The sequence below is a fragment of the Streptomyces sp. NPDC048606 genome (assembly GCF_040650855.1).
Lineage (GTDB): Bacteria > Actinomycetota > Actinomycetes > Streptomycetales > Streptomycetaceae > Streptomyces.
This window is the reverse complement of the sequence record NZ_JBEZIB010000015.1, coordinates 154,998-174,554: the sequence shown is the minus strand read 5'-3', so window position 1 is coordinate 174,554 and position 19,557 is coordinate 154,998. Positions and strand designations below refer to the sequence as shown.

General features: G+C 74.0%; 4 protein-coding genes. 1 reads left to right on the top strand and 3 read right to left on the bottom strand.

Annotated features, from left to right (window positions below; translation table 11 throughout):
• On the bottom strand, positions 1-335 hold a 335-nt coding region (locus AB0D01_RS18650), incomplete at its 3' end, for a biotin carboxylase N-terminal domain-containing protein (RefSeq protein ID WP_363056488.1).
• A 225-nt stretch (positions 336-560) separates the two neighbouring features.
• Between AB0D01_RS18650 and AB0D01_RS18645 the strand changes: the two genes are divergently transcribed.
• Positions 561-2,204 (top strand): FAD-binding oxidoreductase, encoded by a 1,644-nt coding sequence (locus AB0D01_RS18645; RefSeq protein WP_363056486.1) that lies wholly within the window; start codon positions 561-563, stop codon positions 2,202-2,204.
• Between the two features lie 112 nt (positions 2,205-2,316).
• Here the strand turns inward: AB0D01_RS18645 and AB0D01_RS18640 are convergent, their stop codons facing one another.
• Positions 2,317-8,769 carry a thioester reductase domain-containing protein gene (locus tag AB0D01_RS18640; protein WP_363056484.1) on the bottom strand — a complete coding sequence of 2,151 codons (6,453 nt, stop codon included), beginning with the start codon at positions 8,767-8,769 and terminating at the stop codon, positions 2,317-2,319.
• Positions 8,770-8,879: 110 nt separating this feature from the next.
• Positions 8,880-19,550 carry an SDR family NAD(P)-dependent oxidoreductase gene (locus AB0D01_RS18635; protein WP_363056482.1) on the bottom strand — a complete coding sequence of 3,557 codons (10,671 nt, stop codon included), beginning with the start codon at positions 19,548-19,550 and terminating at the stop codon, positions 8,880-8,882.
• Positions 19,551-19,557: the final 7 nt, after the last annotated feature.

The following is a 19,557-nucleotide window of genomic DNA, read 5'->3' as shown; positions in this document are numbered from 1 at the left end:
AGGTCGCGAATCGCCTGGGGCGGGGGGCCGATCCAGGTCAGGCCGGCGTCGATGACGGCCTGGGCGAACTCGGCGTTCTCGGAGAGGAAGCCGTAGCCGGGGTGGACGGCGTCGGCGCCGGAATCGGCGGCGGCCTGGAGCACCTTGTTGATGTCGAGGTAGCTGGCCGCCGGAGTGTCACCGCCCAACGCGAAAGCTTCGTCTGCCGCGCGGACGTGCAGAGCGTCCCGGTCCGGATCGGCGTAGACGGCTACGCTCGCGATCCCGGCATCCCGGCAGGCCCGAGCAACGCGAACGGCGATCTCGCCACGGTTCGCAATGAGCACCTTACGCACGAACGCTCTCCTCAACTCGGTTGACAGAACCGTTTATCCGGACCGGTCCGAATTCGAACCCAGGACTGATCGAACGTAACGCCGGACGCTTGCCGGCGGCCCACCGGCAGGTAATCAGCGGATGAGGACCGCCAGAGAACGCCTGGTGACCGGGCTGTGATCGGGTGGCCCGGCCCTCGCTTTGCCCACAGCTCATCTCTTCGCGTCCCATGGAGGTATGCGGTCATGTCCGATGTGTCCCGTCGGGGTCTCATGAAAGGCGCCGCGCTGACCGGAGGGGCCCTGGCCCTTCCCGCGGTCGGCGTGGTCTCGGCCGCCGGAGCCGCCGAGGCGGCCGCCGTCACCGAAGGCCCCGACGCGGTCGCGGCCCGCGCGGCCGCCGCCCCGATCACCGTCACGCCGTCCGACCCCCGCTACAAGGGCCTCATATCGGGCTCCAACCAGCGCTGGGTCGGCACCCCCGACTACGTGCGCATCGTCAGCTCCGCCGACCAGGTCGTGCGCGCCGTCCAGGAGGCCGTCGACAAGGGCCTCAAGGTCGTCGTCCGCAGCGGCGGCCACTGCGACGAGGACTTCACCACGAACTCCGAGGTGAAGGTCGTCATCGAGATGTCCGGCCTCAACAACATCTCCTACGACCCCGAGCGCCGCGCCATCGCCGTCGAGCCCGGTGCCCTCCTCGGCACCGTCTACCGCACCCTCTACAAGCGCTGGGGCGTCGTCCTGCCCGGCGGCACCTGCCCCACCGTCGGCGCCGGCGGCCACATCCAGGGCGGCGGCTACGGCGCCCTGTCCCGCTCCCGCGGCCTGACCGTCGACCACCTCTACGCCGTCGAGGTGGTCCACGTCGACCGCCACGGCCGCGCCCGCAAGGTCGTCGCCACCCGCGAGCAGAACGACCCCAACCGCGAACTGTGGTGGGCCCACACCGGCGCCGGCGGCGGCAACTTCGGCGTCGTCACCCGCTACTGGCTGCGCTCCCCCGGCGCCACCGGCGACGACCCCTCACGGCTCCTGCCCAAGGCGCCCTCCGAGGTCCTGCTGTCCGACGTCAGCTGGTCCTGGGCCGACCTGGACGAGGCGAGCTTCACCCGCCTCGCCCGCAACTTCACCGCCTGGCACGAGGCCAACTCCGCCCCCGACTCCCCGGGCCGCTTCCTCTACAGCCAGTTCAAGGCCATGCACAAGGCCGCCGGCTACTTCCGGATGAGCACCCAGGTCGACGCGGGCGCCCCCGACCCCGAGGGGCTGCTCGACAGCTTCCTCGCCGCCGTCTCCGAGGGCACCGGCGTGCGCTACAACGTCGGCGACCGCTACCGCGCGCCGTGGCTGTACGCCGTCACCGAGTGGTCCGGCTTCGTCGAGGCCGCCGTCCCGCGCTGGAAGTCCAAGGCCGCCTACGTCCGCAAGACCATGCCGCAGGACCAGCTCAAGGCCCTCTACCGCCAGCTGACCCGCGACGACTACGCGGGCCCCTACGGCATGGCCGCCATCGTCAGCTTCGGCGGCAGGATCAACGAGGTGGGCGAGGCGGACACCGCCACCGCGCAGCGCGACTCCGTCGCCAAGATGCTCTACTGCGCGCTGTGGACCGACCCGACGCAGGACGAGCCCAACAAGCGCTGGGTCCGCGAGGCCTACGCCGACGTCTACGCCTCCACCGGCGGCGTGCCGCGCACCGGCGGGGTCAACGACGGCTGCTACATCAACTACGCCGACGCCGACATCGCCGACCCGGCCCTCAACACCTCCGGCACCCCCTGGCACCAGCTGTACTTCAAGGGCAACTACCCGCGCCTCCAGCAGGTCAAGGCCAAGTGGGACCCGCGCAACGTCTTCTCGCACCGCCTGAGCATCCGGCTCCCGTAGCCCGCTCGCGCACGACCGCGCACCAAGCACCGCACGCGCACCGCGCACCGCACGACACGCGGGAAAGCCCCGCCGGCCCGAGGCCGGCGGGGCTTTCCGTGGGCGTCCCCCGTCACGGGGCCGCCGGGAAGTGGCCTTCCTGGACGAAGAAGTCGACGTACAGCTCGAACAGTTCCTTCGTCAGCACGGGGATCTCGATGCCCGTGCCCTCCAGCGCCGCCGCGGTCTCGGTGGTGTCGATCGGCGGGTAGAAGCCGTCCGTGTCCGACGTCATCATCTCGAAGGCGTCGAGCAGCGGCAGCAGGGCGTTGTCGCCCGCCTTGACCGTGGCGTCCCACGTCTCGCGGTCCACCTCGTCCAGCTCGTAGCCGACGCCGCGCAGGAACTCCGCGCAGCGGCTGAGCGACAGCGAGCTCTGGTTGAAGAGGTGGAAGGTGCGTCCGACCGTGTTCGGCCGGCGCGAGATGCCGGTGATGGCCGCGCTGACGTAGTCGACCGGCAGCAGGTGGAAGCGGCCCTCGGTGCCCTTGGGGACGCTACGGGACTGCACCAGGCCCTTGAGGGTCAGCCAGACGAAGTCACGGGTCTGGCAGGCGCCGTTGACCTGGTCGCCGGAGATCACGTCCACGCGGTAGATCGACACCGGCAGGCCCCGGTCCCGGGCCAGGCCGATGACCTGCTCGGCGACCCACTTGGAGCGCAGGTAGCCGCTGGGCAGGTTCTCCGCCGGGCCGGTCGGGTCGGTCACCTTCAGCGGGACGCCGGGCTCGCGCACCCCGTCGAAGACGCCCACCGTGGAGACGTAGTGCACCGGGACCGTGCGGTGGCGCGCGGCGAGCCGCAGCACCTCCTCGGTGCCCGTGACGTTCGAGGCCTTGAGGGTCTCGTACGGGTGCAGCCAGTGCACGCGGGCGCCGTTGTGGTAGACCACGTCGACCTTGCGGGACAGGGCGTCGAACGCCTCCTCGGTCAGCCCGAGGCGGGGCTCCGCCAGGTCTCCGAGGACCACCGTGAGGCGGTCCTCGTCGATCTCGTCCCACACCCGGTACCACTGGGCGTTGGCCTTGAGCCGCTCCAGCGCGCTCGCCGCGTCCTCGCCGCGCACCAGGGCGTGCACGTGACCGGTGGTGGTGCGCATCAGGTCGCGCAGGAGGAACGCGCCGAGGAAGCCGCTGGCCCCCGTCAGCAGGATCTCCTTGGGGTCGGTGGCGGTCAGGACGACCTCCGCCGCGGGCCGGACGTCGTCCGCGAGGACGATCTCCGCCGCGAAGTCGGTGCCCTTGCGGCCACCGGACTCGGCGACCTCACCGTGCAGGAACGAGGCGAGCGCGGTCGGCGTCGGGTGGTCGAAGACCAGCGTCGGCGGCAGCTTCAGGCCCGTGGCGGTGCCCAGCTGGTTGCGCAGCTCGACCGAGGTGAGCGAGTCGAAGCCCAGCGCCGAGAAGGGCTGGTCGACGCTGATCCCGGAGGTGTCGGAGTGTCCGAGCACCGCCGCGACCTGCGCGAGGACGACCTCCAGGACGGCGGCCTCCCGCTCGTGCGGCTCCAGGGCGGCGAGCCGGTCGGCCAGGGTCTCCGTGCTCGCCGAGGTGTTCTGCGCGGCCCGGCGGACCGGCGTGCGCACCAGCTTGCTCAGCAGCACCGGAACCTGGACCTGCTCGCGCAGGGTGGCCAGGTCCATCGGGGTGGCGACCAGGGCCGCGTGACCGATCGTCAGCGCGATGTCCAGCAGGGCGGGGCCCTGCTCGGACTCGACCGGGCGGAAACCGCTGCGGGCGATGCGCTGGAGGTCGGCCTGGTCCAGGTGGCCGGTCATGCCGCTGGTCTGCGACCACAGGCCCCAGGCCAGCGAGGTCGCGGCCTTGCCCTGGGCCCGGCGGTGCTGCGCCAGACCGTCCAGGTAGTGGTTGGCCGCCGAGTACGTCGACTGGCCGGGGCCGCCGACGACCGCGGCGATGGAGGAGAACAGCACGAACGCCGTCAGGTCCAGGTCCTTGGTCAGTTCGTGCAGGTTCCACGAGGCGTCGACCTTGGGCCGCAGCACCGCGGAGAGCCGCTCGGGGGTCTGCGAGCCGATCAGACCGTCGTCCAGCACACCGGCGGTGTGCAGGACGCCGCGCAGCGGGTACTGCTCCGGGATCTCCGCCAGGACGGCGGCGAGCGCCTCCCGGTCGGCGACGTCGCAGGCCGCTATCGTCACGCGGGCGCCGAGCGAAGTGAGTTCGGCGGCCAGCTCGCCCGCACCGTCGGCGGCCAGGCCGCGCCGGCTGGTGAGCAGCAGGTTCCGCACGCCGTGCTCGGTGACCAGGTGCCGGGCGAACAGGCCGCCCAGGCTGCCGGTGCCACCGGTGATCAGGACGGTGCCCTCCGGGTCCCAGGTGCCGGTCGGCGCGGTGTCCGCGTCGGAGATCCGGCCGAGGCGCGGGATGAGGACCCGGCCGCCGCGGACAGCCGCCTGCGGCTCGTCCGAGGCCACGACCTGGGCCAGTACCGCGAACGGCTCGGTGGCCGGGTCGTCGAGGTCGAGGTCGTGGTCGACGAGCACGATGCGGCCCGGGTTCTCCGACTGCGCCGAGCGCAGCAGGCCCCAGACGGTGGCCGCGCCCAGGTCGGTGACGTCCTCCTCGCCGACGGCGACGCCGCCCTTGGTGAGGACCACCAGCTTGGTCTCGGTCAGCCGCTCGTCCTCCAGCCAGTCCTGGACGAGGTCCAGCGCGACGTGCGACGCGGTGTGCACGTCGCGGACGCCGTCCCCGGTGTCCGGGGTCTCCTGGCGGGCCAGGACCACGTCGACGCGCTCGCCGGCGCCGACCACCCGCGCGACCCGCGCGACGTCGGTGAAGCGGCGGTCGCCGAAGCCGTCCTTGCCCAGGGTGGCCCAGTGCGTGGTGTCCCCGGTCGCGACGAGCGGGTACGGGGCCCAGTCGACGTGGAAGAGGGAGTCCCGGTTGCGGGCCAGGGCGTTGGAGACCTCGCCGACGGCGATGGCGCGGCAGGCCACCGTGTCGACGGAGGCGACGGGCCCGCCGCTCTGGTCGGCGAGCTGCACGCGCAGCCCGCCGTCGGCGTCCACCGTCAGCTTCACGCGCAGTCGGGAGGCGCCCGTCGCGTGGAGGCGTACGCCCTTCCAGTCGGTGGAGATCCACACCGCGCCCTCGGGCACGGTGCCGTAGCTGGCCAGGCAGGACGCCGCCAGGGCGACCTCCAGCAGGGCCGGGTGCAGGCCGAAGCCGGCCGGGCTGGTCCGCGCGCCGTCGGGCAGGCTGACCTCCGCGTACACCTCGTTCGCGCCCACGCTCCAGACGGCGTCCAGACCCCGGTAGACCGGGCCGTAGATGTAGCCCTGCGTGGCGAGCTTCTCGTACGCGTCGTCGAGCGGGACCTCCCGCGCGCCGGCGGGCGGCCACTCGGTGAGCTCGAACGGCTCGCCGGTGCCCTGGAAGCTCAGGTGGCCGCGGGCGTTGAGGGTCCACGGCACGTCGGCGTTGTCGGGCCGGGAGTAGACGGCGACCTCGCGGCGGCCGGAGCCGTCGGCGGAGCCCACGCTGACCTGGACGTGCATGCCGCCCTTCGCGGGCAGGGCCAGCGGGCCGAGGATCGACATGTCGTCGAGGACGTTCAGGCCCAGCTCGTCGCCGGCCCGGATCGCCATCTCCACCAGGGCGGTGGCGGGCACCAGCGTCTGGTCGAGGACGACGTGGTCGGCGAGCCACGGGTGGGTGCGCAGCGACAACCGGCTGGTGAACAGCACCTGGTCGGCTCCGGCGATGGCCACCGAGGCGCCGAGCAGCGGGTGGTCGGCGGCCTCCAGGCCGAGGTCGGAGGCGTCGGCGACGATTCCGGTGGTCTCGACCCAGTACCGCTCGTGCTGGAAGGCGTACGTCGGCAGGTCGGTGCGCGTGGCGCCCGTGCCGGCGTAGAAGCCCTCCCAGCGCACGCCCACGCCCGAGGCGTGCAGCAGGCTGAGCGCGCCGACGAGGGTCTCGGAGTCGGGCAGGCCGCGGCGCAGCAGCGGGACCGCCGCGACGTCGGAGAGGGTGTCGCGCACCAGGGTCGACAGGACGGCGTCCGGGCCGATCTCGGTGAAGGTGGTGGCGCCGAAGCCCTCCATGGTGCGGACGGCGTCGGTGAAACGGACCGCGCCGCGGACCTGGTCGACCCAGTAGGCGGGGGTGCGCAGGTCGTCACCGGTGGCGAGCTTGCCGGTGAGGGTGGAGATGACCGGCAGCTGCGGCTTGTTGTAGGTGAGGCCGGCCGCGACCTTCCGGAAGTCCTCCAGCATGGGGTTCATGTGGGGGGAGTGGAAGGCGTGCGAGACGGTGAGGCGCTTGGTCTTGCGACCCAGCTCGGTGATCTTCGCGGCGACCGCGAGGGCCGCCTCCTCGTCGCCGGAGACGACGACCGAGGTCGGGCCGTTGACCGCGGCGATCGTGAGCCGGTCCTCCAGGCCCACGATCAGCGGGAGGACCTCCTCCTCGGTGGCCTGGAGGGAGATCATGGCGCCGCCCTTGGGCAGCTCCTGCATCAGCCGCGCGCGGGCCGCGACCAGCTTGGCCGTGTCGGCGAGGTCGAGGACCCCGGCGATGTGGGCGGCCGTCAGCTCGCCGATCGAGTGACCGGCGAGGTGGTCGGGCCGGATGCCCCAGGACTCGATCAGCCGGTAGAGGGCCACCTCGACCGCGAACAGCGCGGGCTGGGTGTACGCCGTCTCGTCCAGGCCCTCGCCGGAGACGATGACCTCGCGGATCGGACGGTCCAGGTGCCGGTCCAGCTCGGCGGCGACGGCGTCGAAGGCCCGCGCGTACACGGGGAACGCCGCGTACAGGTCCTCGCCCATCCCGGCGCGCTGGGCGCCCTGGCCGGTGAAGACGAACGCGTTGTGGCCGCCCGCCTTCGTACCGCGGACGATGCCCGGAGCCGGCTCGCCGGCGGCCAGCGACCGCAGGCCGTCCAGCAGGGCGTCGCGGTCCGCGCCGACGACCACCGCGCGCTGCTCCAGCGCCGCGCGGCCGGTGGCCAGCGAGAACGCCACGTCCAGCGGGGAGCGGGTCGGGTCGGCCTCGACGTGCGCGAGGAGGCGGGCCGCCTGCCCGGCGAGCGCGTCGGGGGTCTTGGCCGACAGCGCCCACGGGAGGACCGGCAGCACGTGCGCGGGAGCGGCCTCGGCGGCCTCCTCGCCCTCGGCGGCCGGGGCCGCCTCGGGGGCCGGCGGCTCCTCCAGGATGACGTGGGCGTTGGTGCCGCTCACGCCGAACGCGGAGACGCCCGCCCGGCGCGCGTGCCCGTACTCGGGCCACGGGCGGGCCTCGGTGAGCAGCGAGACCGCGCCGGACTCCCAGTCGACCATGGGGGTGGGCTCGTCGATGTTCAGGGTCTTGGGGAGCACCCCGTGCCGCATCGCCATGATCATCTTGATCACGCCGCCCGCGCCGGCCGCCGCGACGCTGTGCCCGATGTTGGACTTCAGCGAGCCCAGGTACAGCGGCTGGTCCGCCGGACGGTTCTGCCCGTACGTCGCCAGCAGCGCCTGCGCCTCGATCGGGTCGCCGAGCCGGGTGCCGGTGCCGTGCGCCTCGACCACGTCCACGTCGGAGGCGAACAGCTTGGCGGAGGCGAGCGCCTGGTGGATGACCCGCTCCTGGGAGGGGCCGTTGGGGGCGGTCAGACCGTTCGACGCGCCGTCCTGGTTGACGGCGGTGCCGCGGATGATCGCCAGGACCTCGTGGCCGTTGCGCCGCGCGTCCGAGAGCTTCTCGACGAGGAGCAGGCCCACGCCCTCCGACCAGGCGGTGCCGTCGGCCGCCGCCGCGAAGGACTTGATGCGGCCGTCCTCGGCGAGCCCGTTCTGCCGGGAGAAGTCGACGAACCCGCTCGGGTGGCCGGAGACGGTCGAACCGCCCGCCAGCGCCATCGTCGACTCGCCCTTGCGCACCGACTGCACGGCCAGGTGCAGCGCCACCAGCGAGGAGGAGCACGCCGTGTCCACGGACACGGCCGGACCCTCGAAGCCGAAGGTGTAGGCGATGCGGCCCGAGGCCACCGCGCTCAGCTTGCTGGTCATCAGGTAGCCCTCGAGCTCCTCCGGGCCCTCCAGGCCCAGGTAGCTCTGCTCCACGACGCCCGCGAAGACACCGACCTGCGTGCCGCGCAGCGAGTTCGGGTCGATGCCCGCCTGCTCGAAGGTCTCCCACGCGGTCTCCAGCAGCACGCGCTGCTGCGGGTCCATCGCGAGGGCCTCGCGCGGCGAGATCCCGAAGAAGCCGGGGTCGAAGAGGGCCGCCCCGTCGAGGAACCCGCCCTTCTTCGTGTACGACTTGCCGGGCTTGCCGCGCTCCGGGTCGTAGATGGCGTCGATGTCCCACCCGCGGTCCTCGGGCCAGTCGGTGATCCCGTCGGCCCCGTCCGTGACGAGCTTCCACAGGGTCTCGGGCGAGGTCACCCCGCCCGGGAAACGGCAGGCCATACCGACGATGGCGACCGGCTCGTCGGTGCCGGCCTCCAGCTCGGCGAGTCGCTTGCGCGCCTTCTGCAGGTCGGTGGTGACCCACTTCAGGTACTCGACCATCTTCTGTTCTTTGGACGCGGCGGGATCCGAAGACGCTGCCGGTCCGTTGTGCTGGGTCTCATTGGACATGAGAGATCAACTTCTCCTCAGAGCTGCGTACGTCGGGACCGTCAGTTCGCGGAACGGCCGAGCTGGTTGTCGATGAAGTCGAAGAGGTCGTCGGCGGAGGCGGATTCGATGGTGTCGGCGAGGTCCTCGGCGCTCTCCGTCGCACCCGCCGACTCGTTGAGCCGGGACAGGATGGTCTGGAGGCGGACGGAGACCGTCGAGCGCGTACGGCTGTCCTCGGCGAGGGCGGCGAGCGCCGCCTCCAGCCGGTCCAGTTCCGCCAGCGCGGGCTCCTCGCCCTCGCCGGCGCCGTCGGGCGCCACCTCGCCGAGCACGTGCTCGGCGAGCGCCGTCGGGTTCGGGTGGTCGAAGACCACGGTCGCGGACAGGCGCACCCCCGTCGCGGCGTTGAGCCGGTTGCGCAGCTCCACCGCCGTCATCGAGTCGAAGCCCATCTCCTGGAAGGCCCGGTCGGCCTGCACCGCGTCCTGTCCGGCGTGGCCCAGTACCGTCGCCACCTCGGACCGGACGAGGTCCAGCACCGCCTGCTGCCGCTCCAGCGGGGACAGCCCCGCCAGCCGGGTCGAGAGCAGTTCGACGGAAGCCCCGCCGGACTGCGCGGCCCGCCGGTTCGCCACCCGCACCAGCGAGCGGAACACCGGCGGCACCAGACCGTGCGCCCGCATCGCGGACAGGTCGACCGGCAGCGCCACGACCGCCGAGGTGCTCATCGCCAGCGCCGAGTCGAAGAGCGCGGTGCCCTCCTTCGGCGACACCGGCTTGAAGCCCTCGCGGCCGAACCGCTTGAGGTCGTTCTCGTCCAGTCCCGCGTTGATCCCGTAGCTCAGGCCCCACAGGCCCCACGCCAGGGAGGTAGCCGCGAGTCCGAGGCCCGCCCGGTGGGCGGCGAGCCCGTCCAGGAAGGCGTTGGCCGCCGCGTAGTTGGACTGGCCGGGGCCACCGATGACACCGACGCTGGAGGAGAACAGCACGAACGCCGACAGGTCAAGGTCCGCGGTCAGCTCGTGCAGGTGCCAGGCCGCGTCCGCCTTGGGCCGCAGCACGGCGTCCAGGCTGTCCGGGCTCAGCGCCGCGATCAGACCGTTGTCGAGGACACCGGCCGTGTGCACCACGCCCTTCAGCGGGTGCTCCGCCGGGACGGCCGCCAGTACGGACGCCAGCGCCGCGCGGTCGGAGACGTCCACCGCCGCGAGCGTGACCTCGGCGCCCAGGGCGGCGAGCTCCTCGCGCAGCTCCCCGGCCCCGGGGGCCGACGCGCCGCGCCGGCTCGCCAGGACGAGGTGGCGCACCCCGTGCTCGGCGACCAGGTGCCGGGCGAACAGGCCGCCCAGCGCGCCGGTGCCACCGGTGATCAGCACCGTGCCCTCCGGGTCCCACGCCGTCGCCCGCGCCCCGGCCTCGACGGCCCGGACGTCGCCGGCGGCGAGCCGGCGCAGCCTCGGCAGCAGCACCGCGCCGCCGCGCACCGCCGCCTGCGGCTCACCCGAGGCGAGCACCGCGGACAGGGCACCGACCGGCACGGTCGCGTCGCCCGGGTGGTCCAGGTCGACCAGCACGACCCGGTCCGGGGCCTCGGCCTGCGCCGAGCGCAGCAGACCCCACACCGTCGCCGACGCGGGCTCGGGAACCCCGGCGCCGGCGTCGACCGCGCCCCGGGTGACGACCACCAGACGGGTGGCCTCCAACCGGTCGTCGGCCAGCCAGTCCTGGAGCAGGGCCAGCGCGCCCCGCGCGGCGGAGTGGGCCGAGCCCACCACGTCGTCGGAGGAGCCGTCGGCGACGGCCCACGCCAGCACGGCGTCCACGGCCGCGCCCGCGTCGGCCGCCTTCCCGACGGCCGCGACGTCCTCGAAGGACGGGCCGTCGAAGGAGGCCTGCTCGGCGGCGCCGCCGCCCAGCACACCCCAACGGATCCGCTCGGCGGGCTCCGCCAGGGCGCTCGCCACCCAGTCGACCTGGAACAGCGGCCGGCTGCCGCCCTCGGACGCGGCGAACTCGGCGTCCGGCACGTCCCGGAAGACCAGCCGCCCGATCGAGGCGACGGCCCGGTCCTGCGCGTCGGCCAGGGTCACCGTCACGGCGCCCTGCGGGTCACCCTCCAGCGGGGCGATCCGCACCCGCACCGTCGTGGCACCGCTCGCGTACAGCCGTACGTCCTCCCAGCGCGCCGGGATCCGCGTCGTACCGGCCGCGCCCGTGCCCGCGGCGGCGGCGACGGCCGCCTCCAACAGCGCCGGGTGCAGCTCGTAGGCGGCGGCGTCGGGCAGGAGCTCCTCCGACAGCGCGGTCTCCGCGGCCTCGCCCACCGGGTCGGCGGGCGCACCGGCGGCGGCGACGGTCTCGAACAGACCGCGGGCGTGGACCGTCCAGGCGGCCTCCGCCTCGTCCGCGCGGGTGTGCACCGTGAACGGCCGGCGGCCCTCCCCGTCCACCGGGCCCACGCCCAGCTGGAGCTGGAGCGCGGCGTCCCCGTGCAGCACCACCGGGGCGCTCAGGTCCAACTCGGCCAGACCGCCGAGGCCCAGCTCGTCGCTCGCCCGCACGGCCAGCTCCACCAGCGCGGAGCCCGGCAGCACGGGGGCGTCGAAGACGGCCTGCCCCTCCAGCCACGGGTGGCTGCGCACCGACAGCCGGGACGTGAACAGCACCTGGTCGGAGCCCGCGATGGTGACGGCCGCGCCGAGCAGCGGGTGCCCGGTCGGGTTCAGACCGAACCCGGCGTCCGCCGCGGCGCCCGACCCCTTCAGCCAGAAGGCCTCGTGGCGGAAGGCGTACGTCGGCAGGGCCACCGGGAGGGCGCCCGAACCGGCGAAGTAGGCCTCCCAGTCGACGCGCACGCCCCGGCTGTGCAGCCGGCCGACGCCCGCGAGGAGGGTCTCCCCCTCGGGCCGGCCCCGCCGCACCAGCGGCACGGCCACCGCCGCGTCCAGGGTGTCCTGGGCGAGTGCGGTGAGGACGGCGTCGGGGCCGATCTCGGTGAAGGTGCTCGCGCCCAGGGTCTCCAGGGAGGAGACCGCGTGGGTGAAGCGGACGGCGCCGCGGACCTGGTCGGCCCAGTAGGCGGGGGTGCGCAGGTCGTCGCCGGTGGCGAGCTCGCCGGTCAGGGTGGAGACGACCGGGATGCGCGGCTCGGCGTAGGTGATGCTCGCGGCGACGGCGGTGAACTCCTCCAGCATCCCGTCCATGTGGGGGGAGTGGAAGGCGTGCGACACGCTCAGCCGCTTGGTCTTGCGCCCCTGCGCCTCGAACCGCTCCGCCACGTGCAGCGCGGTGTCCTCGTCGCCGGAGACGACCACCGAGGAGGGCCCGTTGATCGCGGCGATGGCCAGCTCGCCCTCGCGTCCGGCCAGGAGGGGGAGGACTTCCTCCTCGGTGGCCTGGAGGGCGATCATGGCGCCGCCGGTGGGCAGGGCCTGCATGAGCCGGGCGCGGGCGGCGACGAGCTTGGCGGCGTCGGCGAGCGTGAGGACGCCGGCGATGTGGGCGGCGGAGATCTCGCCGATGGAGTGGCCGGCGAGGTAGTCGGCCTTGACGCCCCAGGACTCGATCAGGCGGTAGAGGGCGACTTCGACGGCGAAGAGGGCGGGTTGGGTGTTGCCGGTCTCGTCGAGGCCCTCGCCGGAGGCGATGACCTCGCGGATCGGCCGCTCCAGGTGTCGGTCGAGTTCGGCGGCGACGGCGTCGAAGGCGGCGGCGTAGACGGGGAAGGCGGCGTACAGCTCCTCGCCCATCCCGACGCGCTGCGCGCCCTGACCCGTGAACAGGAACGCCGACTTGCCCGACGTACGCGCGTCACGCACCGCGTTCGGCGCCGAGGCACCCGCCGCCAGCGCCCGCAGACCCGCGAGCAGGGCCTCACGGTCGGCGCCGACCACCACGGCCCGGTGCTCGAACAGGGAACGGGCCGTCGCCAGCGACAGACCGATGTCCCGGGGCTCCGCCCCCGACGCCGTCTCCAGCAGCCGCTCCGCCTGCGCGGTGACCGCCTCGGGGGTCTTCCCGGACAGCAGCCACGGCACCACCGGCAGCGGCTCGCCGGCCTCCCGCGCCGGCTCCGGCCGGGCCGCGGGCTGCTCGATCACCACGTGCGCGTTGGTCCCGCTGATGCCGAACGAGGAGATGCCCGCGCGACGCGGACGCCCGTACGACTCCCACGCGCGCGCCTCGGTCAGCAGCGAGACGGCGCCCGCCTCCCAGTCGACGTGCCCGGACGGCGCGTCCACGTGCAGGGTCCGCGGCAGCACCTCGTGGCGCATGGCCTCGATCATCTTGATGACGCTGCCCACGCCGGCCGCGGCCTGCGTGTGCCCGATGTTCGACTTCAGCGAGCCCAGCCACAGCGGCCGGTCCTCGGAACGCCCCTGGCCGTAGGTGGCCAGCAGGGCCTGCGCCTCGATCGGGTCGCCGAGGGTGGTGCCGGTGCCGTGCGCCTCGACCACGTCCACGTCGGCCGTGTCCAGACCGGCGTTGGCCAGGGCCTGGCGGATGACCCGCTCCTGGGAGGGGCCGTTGGGGGCGGTCAGACCGTTGGAGGCGCCGTCCTGGTTGATGGCCGAACCCCGGATCACCGCGAGAACGGTGTGTCCGTTGCGCTCGGCGTCGGAGAGCCGCTCCACGAGCAGCAGGCCGACGCCCTCCGACCAGCCGGTGCCGTCGGAACCGGCCGCGAACGGCTTGCAACGGCCGTCGGGGGACAGCCCGCGCTGACGCGAGAACTCCACGAAGGTCGTCGGCGTCGACATGACCGTCGCACCACCGGCGAGCGCCAGGTCGCACTCACCGGAACGCAGCGCGTTCGCCGCCATGTGCAGGGCCACCAGGGACGAGGAGCAGGCCGTGTCGACGGTGACCGCCGGACCCTCCAGACCCAGGTTGTACGAGACGCGGCCCGAGGCGACGCTGCCCGCGTTGCCGCTGGCCAGGTAGCCCTCCAGGTCCTCGGGGATCGTCGCGAGACCGGAACCGTAGTCGTGGTACATCACGCCGGCGAACACGCCGGTACGGCTGCCGCGCAGCGCGGCCGGGACCAGGCCCGCGTTCTCGATGGTCTCCCAGGCCGTCTCCAGCAGCAGGCGCTGCTGCGGGTCGGTGGCCAGCGCCTCGCGCGGGGACATCCCGAAGAACTCCGGGTCGAACAGGTCCGCCTCGTGCAGGAAGCCGCCGCCCCGGGCGTACGTGGTGCCCGTGTGGTCGGGGTCCGGGTGGTAGAGGTTGTCCAGGTCCCAGCCGCGGTTGGACGGGAACGGGGTGATCGCGTCCGTGCCCTCCGAGACCAGCTTCCACAGGTCCGCCGGGGAGGACACCCCGCCCGGGTAGCGGCAGGCCATGCCGACGATCGCGATCGGCTCCAGCGAGCCGGTGTCCGCCGCCACCACGACCGGCGCCGCGCCCTGCTCGCCGCCGAACAGCTCGGACGACAGGTGCGCGGCCAGCGCCGCCGGGTTCGGGTAGTCGAAGACGAGGGTGCTCGGCAGCCGCATGCCCGTGGTGGAGTTGAGCTGGTTGCGCAGCTCCACGGCGGTCAGCGAGTCGAAGCCCAGCTCCTGGAAGGCGCGTTCGGCGTCGATGCTGCTGTGGTCGGAGTGCCCGAGCACCGCCGCGACCTGCGAGCGCACCAGGTCGGTGAGGGCCTGGTCCCGCTCGGCCGGCGACAGCCCGCCCAGACGCTGGGCCAGCGAGGAACCGCCGGCCGCCTGGGAGGAGGCCGCCGCCCGCCGCGGGGCGGCCGTGACCAGCCCGCGGAAGAGCAGGTGCGGTCCGTCCGCCTGCTTGCGCAGCGCGGCCGTGTTCAGCCGGGTCGCGGCGAGCACCGCCTCACCCGTGCCGGGGGCCGCGTCGAACAGGTCCATGGCGTCCGCCGAGGACAGCGGCAGCAGGCCGGTGCGCTCGATGCGCTTGAGGTCGGCCTCCTCCAGCTGCCCGCTGATGGTGGAGGCCTGCTCCCACAGGCCCCAGGCCAGCGAGGTGCCGGGCAGGCCCCGGGACTGCCGGTACTGGGCCAGGGCGTCGAGGAAGGTGTTGCCCGCCGCGTAGTTGGCCTGGCCGGCGTTGCCGATCAGACCCGCGATCGAGGAGTAGAGGACGAACGCCGAAAGGTCGAGGTCCTTCGTCAGCTCGTGCAGGTTCCAGGCCGCGTCCACCTTCGGCTGGAGGACCTTCGCGAGCCGCTCCGGGGTCAGCGAGGACAGCAGGCCGTCGTCCAGCACGCCGGCCGTGTGCACGACCGCGCCCAGCGGGCGGTCCGCCGGGATCGCGTCGAGCACGGCGGTCAGCGCCGCCCGGTCGGCGACGTCGCAGGCGGCGACGGTGACCTCGGCGCCGAGCCCGGTCAGCTCGTCGCGCAGCTCCGCCGCGCCCGCCGCCTCGATGCCGCGCCGGCTGAGCAGCAGCAGGTGCCGGGCGCCGTGCTCGGTGACCAGGTGCCGGGCCAGTACGCCGCCCAGCGCGCCCGTCGCACCGGTGATCAGGGTCGTGCCCCGGTCCCAGCGGGCCGTGCGCGCCTCGGGGTCCTGCTGCGTGCGCGCCAGCCGCGGCACCCGCAGCTCCGTACCGCGCACCGCGACCTGCGGCTCGCCCGAGGCCACGGCGGCGACGGGGAAGCCGGGGTCGGAGACGTCCAGGTCGACCAGGACGATCCGGCCCGGGTTCTCGCTCTGCGCCACGCGCAGCAGACCCCAGGCGGCGGCGTGCGTCAGGTCGGTGACCGGCTCGCCGACGGTGGTGGCGAGGCCGCCCCGGGTGACCACCACGAGGGTGGAGTCCGCGACCCGCTCGTCCGCCAGCCAGGACTGCGCCGTGGCCAGCAGCTCCCGCACCGCCTCGTGCGTGGCGACCGGCACCGACGCCGAGGCGTCGACCGGCTCCAGGGCCAGCAGCACCGTGGCGGGCACGCTCTCCAGGGCCGCCACCTCCTCCAGGGAGGCGTACGAGGCGGCGCCCGCGACCGTGAGGTCGCCGACGACGGCCCAACCGGAGGTGTCGACCGAGCCCGCGCCCGCGGCGGGCAGCGCGTTCCAGGCGACCTTGAACAGGCCGTCGCGGGCCGCGGAGTTCGCCTCGCGCAGCGCCTCCTTCGACAGCGGGCGCAGCAGCAGCGACTCGACGGTGGCCACCGGGGCGCCCGTACCGTCGGCCACCGTCAGCGAGGCCACCTCGGGGCCGGTCAGCGTGATCCGCACGCGCAGCGTCGCGGCGCCGGTCGCGTGGACGCTCACCCCGGACCAGGAGAACGGCAGCAGCGCCACCCGGTCCTCGTCCACCACGCCCGGCAGCAGCGGGTGCAGCGCGGAGTCCAACAGGGAGGGGTGCAGCAGGAAGCGGCCGGCGTCGGCGCGCTGCGCGTCGGGCAGCGTCAGCTCGGCGAAGATCTGCCCGTCGCCCTTCCAGGCGCGGCGCAGGCCCTGGAAGGCGGGCCCGTACGCGTAGTCCTGGGCGGCGAGCCGCTCGTAGACCCCCTCCAGGGAGACCTCGGTGGCCCCGGCCGGGGGCCACACCATCAGGGCCTCGCCGCCGGACCCGGCGGCCGGGGCCAGCAGGCCCTTGGCGTTGAGGGTCCACGGGCGGGCCTCGGCGGGGGCGTCGGCGGCGTCGCCGTCGTGGCGGGAGTAGACGTCGATGGCGCGGCGGCCCGCGCCGTCCGCCTCGCCCACCACCAGCTGGAGCTGGACACCGCCGCTCTCGGGCAGCACCAGCGGCGCCGACAGGGTCAGTTCCTCGATCTGCGGGGTGCCGAGCCGCTCGCCGGCCAGCACGGCCAGCTCGACGAAGCCGGTGCCCGGCAGCAGGACCGTGCCGAGGACGGCGTGGTCGGCGAGCCAGGGGTGCGAGCGCAGCGACAGCCGGCTGGTGAACAGGGTCTGCTCGCCGTCGGCCAGGTCCAGGGTGGCGCCCAGGATCGGGTGGTCCGTCGCGCTCAGGCCCAGGCCCGTCGCGTCGGCGGCGGCCTCGACCCGGTCGAGCCAGTAGCGCTCGCGCTGGAAGGCGTACGTCGGCAGGTCGGGGGAGTCCCCTTCCGACGCGCCCAGGTACGCGGCCCAGTCGACCCTGCCGGTACGGGCGTGGAGCTGCCCGGCGGCCAGGACGAGCTGCTGCGCCTCGGGACGGCCCGCGCGCAGGGTGGCGACGGCGAGGACGTTACCGGCGCCCTCGACGGAACCGGCGGCGAGTGCGGTGAGGACGGCGTCGGGGCCGATCTCGGTGAAGGTGCTCGCGCCCAGGGTCTCCAGGGTGCGGACGGCGTGCGTGAAGCGGACGGCGCCGCGGACCTGGTCGGCCCAGTAGGCGGGGGTGCGCAGGTCGTCGCCGGTGGCGAGTTCGCCGGTGAGGGTGGAGACCACGGGGATCTTCGGGGCCTCGTAGGTGATGCTCGCGGCGACGGCGGTGAACTCCTCCAGCATCCCGTCCATGTGGGGGGAGTGGAAGGCGTGCGAGACGGTGAGGCGCTTGGTCTTGCGCCCCAGCTCGGTGATCTTCGCGGCGACCGCGACGGCCGCGTCCTCGTCACCGGAGATCACGACGGACGAGGGCCCGTTGATCGCGGCGATGGCCAGCCGGTCCGCCAGGCCTTCGAGCAGCGGGAGGACTTCCTCCTCGGTGGCCTGGAGGGCGATCATGGCGCCGCCGGTGGGCAGGGCCTGCATGAGCCGGGCGCGGGCGGCGACGAGCTTGGCGGCGTCGGCGAGCGTGAGGACGCCGGCGATGTGGGCGGCGGAGATCTCGCCGATGGAGTGGCCGGCGAGGTAGTCGGCCTTGACGCCCCAGGACTCGATCAGGCGGTAGAGGGCGACTTCGACGGCGAAGAGGGCGGGTTGGGTGTTGCCGGTCTCGTCGAGGCCCTTGCCGGAGGCGATGACCTCGCGGATCGGACGGTCCAGGTGTCGGTCGAGTTCGGTGGCGACGGCGTCGAAGGCGGCGGCGTAGACGGGGAAGGCGGCGTACAGCTCCTCGCCCATCCCGACGCGCTGCGCGCCCTGACCCGTGAACAGGAACGCCGACTTCCCGGCGGCCTTCGCACCCTGGACCACCGCCGGCGAGACCTCGCCCGCCGCCAGCGCCCGCAGACCCGCGAGCAGGGCCTCACGGTCGGCGCCCGCCACCACCGCACGGTGGTCGAACAGCGCCCGCCGGCCGATCAGCGCCCGGCCCACCTCGGCCGGGTCCGGGTCCGCGCCGCCCTCGGCGTACGCCAGCAGGCGCGCGGCCTGACCGGCCACGGCCTCGGCGGTCTTGCCGGACAGCACCCACGGCACCACCGGCACCGCGGTCGTCGAGGTCGCGGCGGCCGTCGGAGCCGGCGCCGCCTCGTCCGCGTCCCGCTCGGGCTCCTCGACCGGAGCCTCCTCGATCACCACGTGGGCGTTGGTGCCGCCGAAGCCGAACGAGGACACGCCCGCACGGCGCGGCGTCCCCGTCTCGGGCCACTGCCGGGCCTCCTGGAGCAGCGAGACGGCGCCCGCCTCCCAGTCGATCCGCGACGAGGGCTCCTCGGCGTGCAGCGTCTTCGGCATGAACCCGTGCCGGATCGCCTGCACCATCTTGATGATGCCGCCGACACCGGCCGCGGCCTGGCTGTGCCCGATGTTCGACTTCAGCGAGCCCAGGTACAGCGGCCGGTCCGACGGCCGGTCCTGGCCGTACGTCGCCAGCAGGGCCTGCGCCTCGATCGGGTCGCCCAGCGAGGTGCCCGTACCGTGCGCCTCGACCAGGTCCACGTCGGCCGTGGTCAGACCGGCGTTCGCCAGGGCCTGGAGGATCACGCGCTCCTGCGAGGGACCGTTCGGGGCGGTCAGCCCGTTGGAGGCGCCGTCCTGGTTGACGGCCGTACCGCGGATGACGGCCAGCACCCGGTGTCCGTTGCGGCGGGCGTCGGAGAGGCGCTCCACCAGCAGCAGACCCACGCCCTCGGCCCAGCCGGTGCCGTCCGCGTGCTCGGAGAAGGACTTGCAGCGGCCGTCGGCCGACAGACCGCGCAGCCGGGAGAACTCGATGAACGCGGTCGGCGTCGACATGACGGCCGCGCCGCCGGCGAGCGCGAGGTCGCACTCGCCGGCACGCAGCGCGTTCGCCGCCATGTGCATGGCCACCAGCGAGGAGGAGCAGGCCGTGTCGACGGTCACCGTCGGCCCCTCCAGGCCGAAGGTGTACGCGAGCCGGCCCGAGGCGATGCTGCCCGCGCTGCCGCTGAACAGGTAGCCCTCGTTGCCCTCGGCGGGCAGGTCGGGCCGCGAGCCGTAGTCGTTGTACATCAGACCGGTGAAGACGCCGGTACGGCTGCCGCGCAGCGACGCCGGGTCGATGCCGGCCCGCTCGAACGCCTCCCACGTGGTCTCCAGCAGCAGGCGCTGCTGCGGGTCCACGGCGAGCGCCTCGCGCGGCGACATCCCGAAGAACTCCGGGTCGAACCGGTCGGCCTCGTGCAGGAAGCCGCCCTCGGCCGTGTACGAGGTACCGGCCGCGTCCGGGTCGGTGTCGTACAGCCGCTCCAGGTCCCAGCCGCGGTTGACGGGGAAGCCGCTGACCGCGTCCACCTCGTCGGTGACCAGCTGCCAGAGGTCCTCGGGGGTGGCGACCCCGCCGGGGTAACGGCAGGCCATCCCGACGATCGCGATGGGCTCCTGCGCCTTGTCCTCGACCTCGCGCAGACGCTTCTTCGCGTCCCGGGCATCGGCGATCGCCCGCTTGAGGTACTCCCGGAGTTCTTGCTCGTTCGCCACGTGATCT

Excerpts from the sequence above, each read along its gene's own strand:
- AB0D01_RS18645 (WP_363056486.1), top strand. The coding sequence starts at position 561 with ATGTCCGATGTGTCCCGTCGGGGTCTCATGAAAGGCGCCGCGCTGACC.
- AB0D01_RS18640 (WP_363056484.1), bottom strand. The coding sequence starts at position 8,769 with ATGGTCGAGTACCTGAAGTGGGTCACCACCGACCTGCAGAAGGCGCGC.